An 8,630-nucleotide genomic window follows, 5' to 3' on the forward strand; every position below is an offset into this window, starting at 1 on the left:
ATCTTTATGATGGGTTAATACGTTGATATATAAATGGAAATGACTTTGGGCTTGAAGCGTTTTTTAAACGTTCGTTTAATGGACACAAAGATAAGACTGTTTTTCATATCCTCAAAATGTTTAATAAAAATATTTTAGGAAACCTTTTGCTGCTCGGTTTAATATGCAGTAATACAACATATTAAGCATCCTGTTTAATATTTGAAATTTCCATATCCTTTTGTTAACTGATTCCCTCTTTAATTTTCTTAAATATTGACGTTCAAAAAACGAACGTCTATTGAACGCTTTTTGCTTGCAATAGATTCGTTTACAGTATTTTACCTGACAGGTAATGAATGACTGCAAAAAATCTGTTGGCAAGAAGGGCATAAAGCTTGTCGTATTCTACATAAGGTGTTCGCAAATAATTGAATTTCAAGCATATGCAAGAGATTCAAAGCCCCAGGAGAACACCCTTTTCTGAACAAAAGCATAAAAATGGGAATAGAGAAAGAGGCCGAAATTTGGTATGCCATGCGTGCCACCTACCGCAGAGAACCGGATGCCATGCGTCTGCTCAAGAAAGAAAATTTGGGCTGTTTCATTCCTATGCAATATAAGATATGTATAAAAAAAGGAAAAAAAGTCCGTGTTTTGGTTCCGGTCGTTCATAATCTGCTTTTTGTCCATGCCCGTCCTTCCGATGTGCAGCGTGTCAAGTCTCAAGTCACTTATTTGCAATATATCACCGATACTCGCAGTGGACAGAAGATTATTGTCCCCGACAGTCAGATGCAGCGTTTCATTGCCGTATCCGGCACTTACGATGATCATCTTCTTTATTTTCAACCGGATGAATTGAACTTGTCCAAAGGTACCAAAGTCCGGATTACCGGCGGTGAATTTGAGGGGCAAGAAGGTATATTTCTGAAGGTGAAAGGCGCACGTGACCGTCGCGTGGTTATCGAAATACAAGGTGTCATAGCTGTTGCCATGGCCACTATCCATCCCGATCTTATAGAAGTAATCGGCTGAACTTTAATTTTTAATTCTTAATTCCATAATTGCTTATGTCTCTTTCCGAAGAAGCAATCTCTCTTCAGCGTGCTGCGCACGAACTGATGTATTTGGGTATGGACGGCAGTCCCGTCTATAGCGATGACTTGTCACGGCGGAACGGTGAGGTCTACCGTCTTACCATGGCTTTGTACCGGTCGGGTGTAAAAGGCACTACCATCGAAGAGCAGGCAAATGTCTGTCTTGCCCTTCTTATGGGTTACGGCGCCTCTTTTGTCGACCATGGCGAAAAACAGCGGCATGTCCAGGAAGTGCTGGACTGTTGTTGGGATGTGCTCGACGCCCTTCCCGCTTCCTTACTGAAGCTCCGCCTGCTTACTGCCTGCTACGGTGAAGTGTTCGACGAGTCTTTGGCCGACGAGGGCCGTTCCATTATCTCCTCCTGGGATTCCTCATCACTTACTCCCGAACAGCAGGAAGCGGTTGATGAGTTTCAGGATGTGACAGGCAATCCCTATCCGTGGGAATATATCGATGAATAAAACTTTTCATTATAATGCTTAACAACAAATCCGTATTGATTACCGGAGGAACAGGTTCCTTCGGCAAGAAGTTTGTGGAAACCATTCTTCGTGATTATCCGCAAGTAAAGAAAATCATTATTTACTCCCGTGATGAGCTGAAGCAATTTGAACTGAAGCAGAAATATCCCGGTCATAAGTATCCGCAATTGCGCTTCTTTATCGGTGATGTCCGCGACCTCGAACGTCTGACGCGGGCTTGCGAAGGAGTGGACGTGATTATCCATGCAGCCGCCATCAAGCAGGTGGATACCGCTGAATACAATCCCGAAGAGTGCATCAAAACCAATGTACACGGTGCGCAAAATGTGATAAAGGCTGCTCTTGCCACCGGGGTCCGGCATGTGGTGGCCCTTTCTACCGACAAGGCCTGTGCCCCCATCAATCTTTATGGCGCCACCAAACTCACTTCCGACAAGCTGTTTACTGCCGCCAACAATATCAGCGGTTCCAAGGACATCAAGTTCTCCGTAGTACGTTATGGCAATGTGATGGGTTCCCGTGGTTCCGTAATCCCTTTTTTCATCAGCAAGCGCGACAACGGGGCGAAGGAACTTCCCATAACCGATATGCGCATGACCCGTTTCAACATCTCGCTGGAAGCCGGTGTAGCTCTGGTCATGTATGCCATCGGACATCACCTGGGTGGTGAAATCTTTATTCCCAAGATTCCTTCCTACCATATCAAGGATGTGGCCGCTGCCATTGCGCCCAATCTGCCGCAGGTGGAAGTGGGCATCCGTCCGGGAGAGAAGCTGCACGAAGAGATGATTACTGTAACCGATGCTCTTGATACGATCGACTTGGGCAGATATTATGTCATTCTTCCTTCCGTATCTTTCAGGCACAGTCGCGAAGAGTTCATCAGACATCACAATGCAATGCCCGTTCCCGACGGTTTCCACTACAGCAGTGACAACAATACGGAGTGGGAGACAGTAGAGACTATGCGCGAGAATATAAAGAAATACGTTGACCCTAATTTCGAGGTGAAATGATAAGCAAGCCTATTCCATACGGTCGTCAGCATATCACAGATGAGGATATCCGGGCAGTCATCGATACCCTGAAAAGCGACTACCTGACACAAGGCCCCAAGATCAGGGAATTTGAAACGAAATTTGCCGGATATGTAGGTGCGCAATATGCCGTAGCGGTGAACAATGCCACTTCGGGGCTTCATCTTGCAGCTACCGCACTGAATGTAAAGCCGGGCGACAAGGTGATTGTCACTCCCATGACCTTTGCTGCCAGTGCCAACTGCATCCGCTATTGTGGCGGCGAGGTGGTGTTCTGCGATATTGACAAGGATACCTACCTCATGGATATCCGTAAACTTGAAGCCATGCTTAAGGCTTCTCCCCGCGGTACTTACAAAGGTATTGTTCCGGTTGATTTTGCCGGCTATCCTTTGAACCTGGAAGAGTTCAGAAAGCTTGCCGACGAGTACGGCCTGTGGATTATCGAAGATGCCTGCCATGCTCCCGGCGGCTATTTCACGGACAGTAAAGGCAAGAAACAACATTGTGGTAACGGTTGTTTTGCCGACTGTGCCGTATTCTCTTTCCATCCCGTGAAACATATCGCTACGGGTGAGGGAGGCATGGTGACCACCAACAGCAAGGAGCTCTATGACAAGCTTTGTCTTTACCGTACGCATGGCATTACGAAAGACCCTGCCTTGTTGCACGAGCATCATGGCGGCTGGTATTACGAGATGCAGGAGCTGGGGTATAATTACCGTCTGACTGATTTCCAGGCTGCCCTGGGTGTTTCTCAGCTGGAACGTGCGAAAGCAGGTCTTGAACGCCGCCATGAAATCGTAAGACGCTATAATGAAGCGTTTTCCGGAATAGATGGCATCAAGACTCCGTTCAATGCTGCCGATGCCTATCACGCCTATCATCTTTATGTCATTCAAGTGGCCGACCGCTTGGGCCTTTATAATTATCTGCACGAGAACAATGTCTATGCGCAGGTTCATTATGCTCCGCTTCATCTGATGCCTTATTACCGGCAGTTGGGCAGTAGGAAAGGCGATTTACCTGTAGTGGAAGAGTATTACGAACATTGTCTGAGTCTTCCGATGTATCCCACGCTGACGGACGAGGAGCAGGAGTATGTGATAGAGAAAGTAATTGAATTTCTACAGAAATGAAAAATATAGCAATCATCCCTGCCCGTGGCGGAAGCAAGCGCATCCCGCGGAAAAATATAAAGTCCTTTCTGGGGAAGCCTATTATTGCATACTCCATTGAGGCGGCTTTGCAGAGCGGACTTTTTGATGAGGTAATGGTCTCTACCGATGATGAGGAGATTGCTGCAATCGCTTGCAGATATGGTGCCAAGGTTCCTTTCATGCGGAGTGCCGAGATGTCAAATGACTATGCCGGGACGGCTGATGTCATTCTTGAAGTTCTGCAGATGTATAAAGAGCAAGGCAGAGAGTTCGAAACGGTTTGTTGCATTTACTCAACGGCTCCTTTCGTCACTCCCGAAAGACTCCGGGAAGCATATGGGAAAATGAATTCGGAGATAGATTCCGTTTTCACTTGTGTGGCTTATTCCTATCCCATACAGCGCAGCCTTCACATCGTGGACGGGAGAATCGGTATGGTTTATCCCGAATACATGAATACACGTTCCCAAGATTTGGAGCCGATCTATCACGATGCCGGTCAGTTCTATTTCTCTCGTACCGCTTCCTTTGTGGAGAGCCGGACTTTTTGGGGTGAGAATACAGCCGGGTTGGTACTTTCCGAACTTGAAGTGCAGGACCTCGATACGCTGACCGACTGGACATTGGCGGAAATGAAGTATGAGTTGCTTCATAGATAACCTTCGTGTATGGTTTTAAAGAGTTTGCAGGTAGAAAAAGATTCTGGATATTTCTAGTTTCGATATTTATCGTTATCTTTGCATATACATATAATTAACTATCGGTGAAGGTTATGGAACAGAAAGATAAATATATACGTTTTGACTGGGCGGTGAAAAGATTGCTGCGCAACAAGGCCAACTTCGGTGTTCTCGAAGGTTTCCTTACCGTGCTGTTGGGCGAATCCATCCATATCGTGGAGATACTGGAAAGCGAGGGTAACCAGCAGTGTGAAAGCGATAAATTCAACCGTGTGGACATCAAGGCCCGCAACAGTAAGGACGAAATCATTATTGTGGAAGTTCAGAACACCCGCGAGATTTATTATCTGGAACGTATCCTTTTCGGTGTAGCAAAAGCCATCACAGAGCATATCGAACTGGGAAACCTTTACTCGGAAGTGAAGAAAGTGTATTCCGTCAGTATCCTTTATTTTGACATCGGCAAGGGGAATGATTACTTGTATCACGGTCAGAACACATTCGTAGGTGTTCACACGGGGGACTTCCTCGAAGTGAGCACCAAAGAGAAAAATGCTATCGTACGTAAGCTGCCTTCCGAAATATTCCCCGAGTACTTCCTTATCCGGGTGAACGAGTTTAATAAGGTAGCCGTCACTCCGCTTGAAGAGTGGATAGAATATCTGAAAACCGGTGTCATCCGTCCCGACACGAAAGCTCCCGGTCTGGAAGAGGCCCGTCGTAAACTGATTTATTATAACATGAACCGTGCCGAACAATTGGCGTATGACGAGCATATCAATGCCGTGATGATTCAGAATGATGTCCTGACCACGGCAGCGGAGGAAGGCCGGCAGGAAGGCAGGGAGGAAGGCCGGCAGGAAGGCAGGGAGGAAGGTCGATTGGAAGGTCGATTGGAAGGTCTTGCTGCAGGCAGACAAGAAGAGAAGAAAGAGAATGCCAGAAACATGAAAAAACTGAATGTTTCCTTTGACATCATTCATCGGGTTACCGGACTATCCATTGAAGAGATAGACAAACTCTAAATATTTTAATTTATCTCATTTCCTTGAGAAAAATCTATTTCCGTGCCGACGCAAGCGCTACCATCGGCTACGGTCACTTTATCCGTACTCTGGCTTTGGCCGATATGCTGAAGGACGATTTCGATTGTACCTTCTTTACTTGCCATCCTACCTCATATCAGGTAAGTGAGATGGAGAAGGTATGTCCTTTCATCCCCTTGCAAGAGGAAACGCATTCTGCTGATTTCCTTTCCCATCTGCAAGGTGATGAAATCGTGGTGCTCGACAATTATTTCTTCACTACCGATTACCAGCGTGCCATCAAGCAAAAAGGCTGCCGCCTGGTTTGCATTGATGATATGCACGATAAGCACTATGTGGCCGATGTGGTAATAAATCATGGGGTGACCAATGAAAAATTGTTCAGTATAGAACCTTATACACAATTATGTCTGGGATATGACTGGGCCTTATTGCGTTTCCCGTTTTTGCAACCTCCACAAAGACAGCAGAAAGATAGAAAGATAGAAAAGGCTGTTGTTTGTTTTGGAGGTTCCGACAAGAACAATTTGACAGAGCGTTTTGTCTCTTTTTTGCAGAAAGAACCGTCTGTGAAACAGATAGTAGCCATTGTAGGAGATAAATACCAGACTGATAATGTATCACAGTCTTATTCAAAAGTCCAGTATCGGCATAATCTGTCTGCATCAGAAATGTCTGACATCTTTAGCCAATCAGATGTCGCGTTTTTGTCGGCAAGTACTGTATGTTTGGAAGCGTTGTCCCGGCAATTGCCTATAGTTGCTGGATATTATGTAGACAATCAGCAGGAAATGTATGCTGAATATGTCGCACATAATTTGATATATCCTTTAGGTAATCTGTTGGATTTGGATTTTGAGAGACTTAATTTTTCTTCGATTGCAGAGAGGATAAAGTCCCTGACTGCGATGAATTTTTCTTCCATTCCGTTACGTTATAAGAATTTGTTTCAAAATCTGTTCATTCCGGTCCTGATTGAAAATAATGGATTGAGATTGGTTGATTATAGGCTGTTGGACAGAGACCGGCATTTGTCTGTGTGGCAGGCGAGGAATGAAGAATGTATTCGTGTTCAGATGGCGCATGTGGAAACTATTCCCTGGAAATCTCATTTGAAGTTTGTGAATAGTTTGTCGTCTCAGTATCGGAAGGTATATATGGCTGTCTATAGGGAAGAGATACTTGTCGGTTCCGTGAATATAGAGTATGAATCGGTTGCGCAAGTGGAGCGTGGAGTATTTATATTGCCGGAGTTTTGGGGAAACGGTGATGCAGCGTTGATTGAGAAGACGTTATTTGAGTATCTTAAAAAACAGCATGTTACTTCTATCTTGGCCAAAGTCTTGAGAACCAATGTCCGCTCATTGCGTTTTCATTTGAAATGGGGCTATAGACGGACGTCAAATGACGATAAGTATGATTATTTAATTAAAGATTTGAGCGAATGAACAAGGTGATGATTGTAGCAGAATTGTCTGCCAACCATAATGGGAGCAAACAAATAGCAATAGATACTATCCGTGCCGCCAAGCGTGCAGGTGCCGATGCCATAAAACTGCAAACCTATACAGCTGACACCATAACCCTGAACTGCCATGCCGATGATTTTAAGATAAAACAAGGCACAATCTGGGATGGGAAATATTTGTACGATCTCTATAAGCAAGCCTATACCCCTTGGGAGTGGCACGAAGAGCTGTTTCGTGTGGCCAAGGAGGAAGGACTTGTCTGTTTTTCATCACCGTTTGATAAAACTGCGGTAGATTTCCTGGAATCCTTGGGCAACCCCATTTACAAAATTGCCTCTTTTGAAATTACGGATATTCCTTTGATAGAGTATGCCGCCAAGAAGATGAAACCGATGGTGATGTCTACCGGCATTGCCACTGAAGAAGACATTCAGTTGGCTGTAGATACTTGCCGTGCGGCGGGCAATGATGATATTACGCTGTTGAAATGCACCTCCTCTTATCCTGCCCCCATTGAGGAAGCCAATCTGTGCATGATAAAGGATTTAGCCGAGCGCTATGGAGTGAAGTCCGGTTTGTCCGATCATACCATTGGCAGTGTGTCTGCCGTAGTGGCTGTGACACAAGGTGCAACCATGATTGAAAAGCATTTTATTATCGACCGTAGTATTGGCGGCCCCGATGCCTCATTCTCAATGAACGAGCAGGAGTTTGCCCAAATGGTGAAAGATATACGCATGGCCGAAGCGGCTATCGGCTCAGTATCGTATGAACTTACTGATAAGATGAAGTCGGGAAGGGAGTTCTCCCGTTCGCTCTATGTAGCCGAGGATATGAAAGCCGGAGAAGTGGTTACAGAGCAGAACGTTCGCTCCGTTCGTCCGGGCTTCGGCCTGCACCCTAAGTATCTGAAAGATATATTGGGAAAGAAAGTAAATCAGGATTTGGAGAAAGGAACGAGATTTGCATGGGAGTTCGTGAATAGTTAGAGGTCATCAAAAAAGAGAATATTGTTACTGCAATTCTTTATGGTTCTGAGGCACGTGGAGAGGCAAAACAGAATAGTGACATTGATATTCTGATTTTAGTGGATAAAGATACAAAGCGTGATATTGTCAATTATAGGCGTCAAAAGGCATGTGACGATAAAGAATTATTCTCCGCTTACACATCTTTATACGCTGGATATCCCCAATAAAGAAGTGCGCATGGGGTTGATGAAATTGGATGTAGAATGAAGAAGGGAGCCTTTTACAGCCCCCTATACTCCCTTTCCGCATCGAAACACGGACAAGCTTTCGCCGGATTCAAATCATGGTGTCCCACAATCAGCGCCCGTGGAAAGATACGCTTCAACTCACGTAGCAGTGCCAGTAACGAAGCCTTCTGTTCCCGTGTGCGGGTATCGGCAGGACAACTTGCAGCATCCAGTCCTCCTTCATAGCAGATGCCGATAGAGTGGCGGTTGTGATTGAGGCAATGCGCACCGGTTTTTTCCAACGGGCGACCGCGGTGAATCTCGCCGTCGCGCGTCAGATAGAAATGATAGCCGATGTCGCGGAAACCGCGGTGGAGGATGTGGTCGCGGCGGCAATCCTCAAGTAAACGTCCTATTTTCCGCCTTGACGCTGATTTAATATAAATATACCTTTGTGGCAAACTTGAAATTTACAGTT

9 protein-coding genes and 2 pseudogenes are annotated in these 8,630 nt (G+C 45.5%); 10 read left to right on the forward strand and 1 reads right to left on the reverse strand.

Annotated features, from left to right (window positions below):
- Positions 1–480 precede the first annotated feature (480 nt).
- From M1B78_RS17805 to M1B78_RS17850, 10 genes and pseudogenes are all read left to right on the forward strand, one after another.
- A complete protein-coding gene (locus M1B78_RS17805; protein ID WP_136010394.1) occupies positions 481–1,017 on the forward strand; it encodes a UpxY family transcription antiterminator in 537 nt (178 codons plus the stop codon).
- A gap of 35 nt (positions 1,018–1,052) precedes the next feature.
- Entirely contained in the window at positions 1,053–1,541 is a 489-nt protein-coding gene (locus M1B78_RS17810; protein WP_257931694.1) for a UpxZ family transcription anti-terminator antagonist, read from the forward strand.
- A gap of 14 nt (positions 1,542–1,555) precedes the next feature.
- Positions 1,556–2,578, forward strand: coding sequence for a UDP-N-acetylglucosamine 4,6-dehydratase (inverting) (pseB, locus tag M1B78_RS17815; RefSeq protein ID WP_136010396.1), 1,023 nt, complete (start codon positions 1,556–1,558; stop codon positions 2,576–2,578).
- On the forward strand, positions 2,575–3,738 hold the full coding sequence (gene pseC / locus M1B78_RS17820; RefSeq protein WP_257941423.1) for a UDP-4-amino-4,6-dideoxy-N-acetyl-beta-L-altrosamine transaminase: 1,164 nt from the start codon (positions 2,575–2,577) through the stop codon (positions 3,736–3,738). The genes pseB and pseC overlap by 4 nt, the downstream gene beginning before the upstream one ends.
- Positions 3,735–4,418, forward strand: a complete 684-nt coding sequence (pseF, locus tag M1B78_RS17825; RefSeq protein WP_257941424.1) for a pseudaminic acid cytidylyltransferase — start codon at positions 3,735–3,737, stop codon at positions 4,416–4,418. The genes pseC and pseF overlap by 4 nt, the downstream gene beginning before the upstream one ends.
- A 113-nt stretch (positions 4,419–4,531) precedes the next feature.
- Positions 4,532–5,464 carry an Rpn family recombination-promoting nuclease/putative transposase gene (locus M1B78_RS17830; protein WP_136010399.1) on the forward strand — a complete coding sequence of 311 codons (933 nt, stop codon included), beginning with the start codon at positions 4,532–4,534 and terminating at the stop codon, positions 5,462–5,464.
- A 23-nt stretch (positions 5,465–5,487) separates the two neighbouring features.
- Positions 5,488–6,933 (forward strand): UDP-2,4-diacetamido-2,4,6-trideoxy-beta-L-altropyranose hydrolase, encoded by a 1,446-nt coding sequence (pseG, locus tag M1B78_RS17835; protein ID WP_257941425.1) that lies wholly within the window; start codon positions 5,488–5,490, stop codon positions 6,931–6,933.
- A complete protein-coding gene (gene pseI, locus M1B78_RS17840; RefSeq protein WP_257941426.1) occupies positions 6,930–7,943 on the forward strand; it encodes a pseudaminic acid synthase in 1,014 nt (337 codons plus the stop codon). Before pseG ends, pseI begins: the two co-directional genes overlap by 4 nt.
- A 5-nt stretch (positions 7,944–7,948) precedes the next feature.
- A pseudogene (locus M1B78_RS17845) lies at positions 7,949–8,047 on the forward strand (nucleotidyltransferase domain-containing protein); the annotation flags it as partial.
- 43 nt (positions 8,048–8,090) lie between these two features.
- Positions 8,091–8,177, forward strand: a pseudogene (locus M1B78_RS17850) (AAA family ATPase); the annotation flags it as partial.
- A 28-nt stretch (positions 8,178–8,205) separates the two neighbouring features.
- Here M1B78_RS17850 and M1B78_RS17855 read toward each other — a convergent pair.
- Positions 8,206–8,613, reverse strand: a complete 408-nt coding sequence (locus M1B78_RS17855; protein ID WP_257941427.1) for an N-acetylmuramoyl-L-alanine amidase — start codon at positions 8,611–8,613, stop codon at positions 8,206–8,208.
- Positions 8,614–8,630: the final 17 nt, after the last annotated feature.

This window comes from Bacteroides muris (ex Fokt et al. 2023) (genome assembly GCF_024704895.1).
In the GTDB taxonomy this organism is placed as follows: Bacteria; Bacteroidota; Bacteroidia; order Bacteroidales; family Bacteroidaceae; genus Bacteroides; species Bacteroides muris.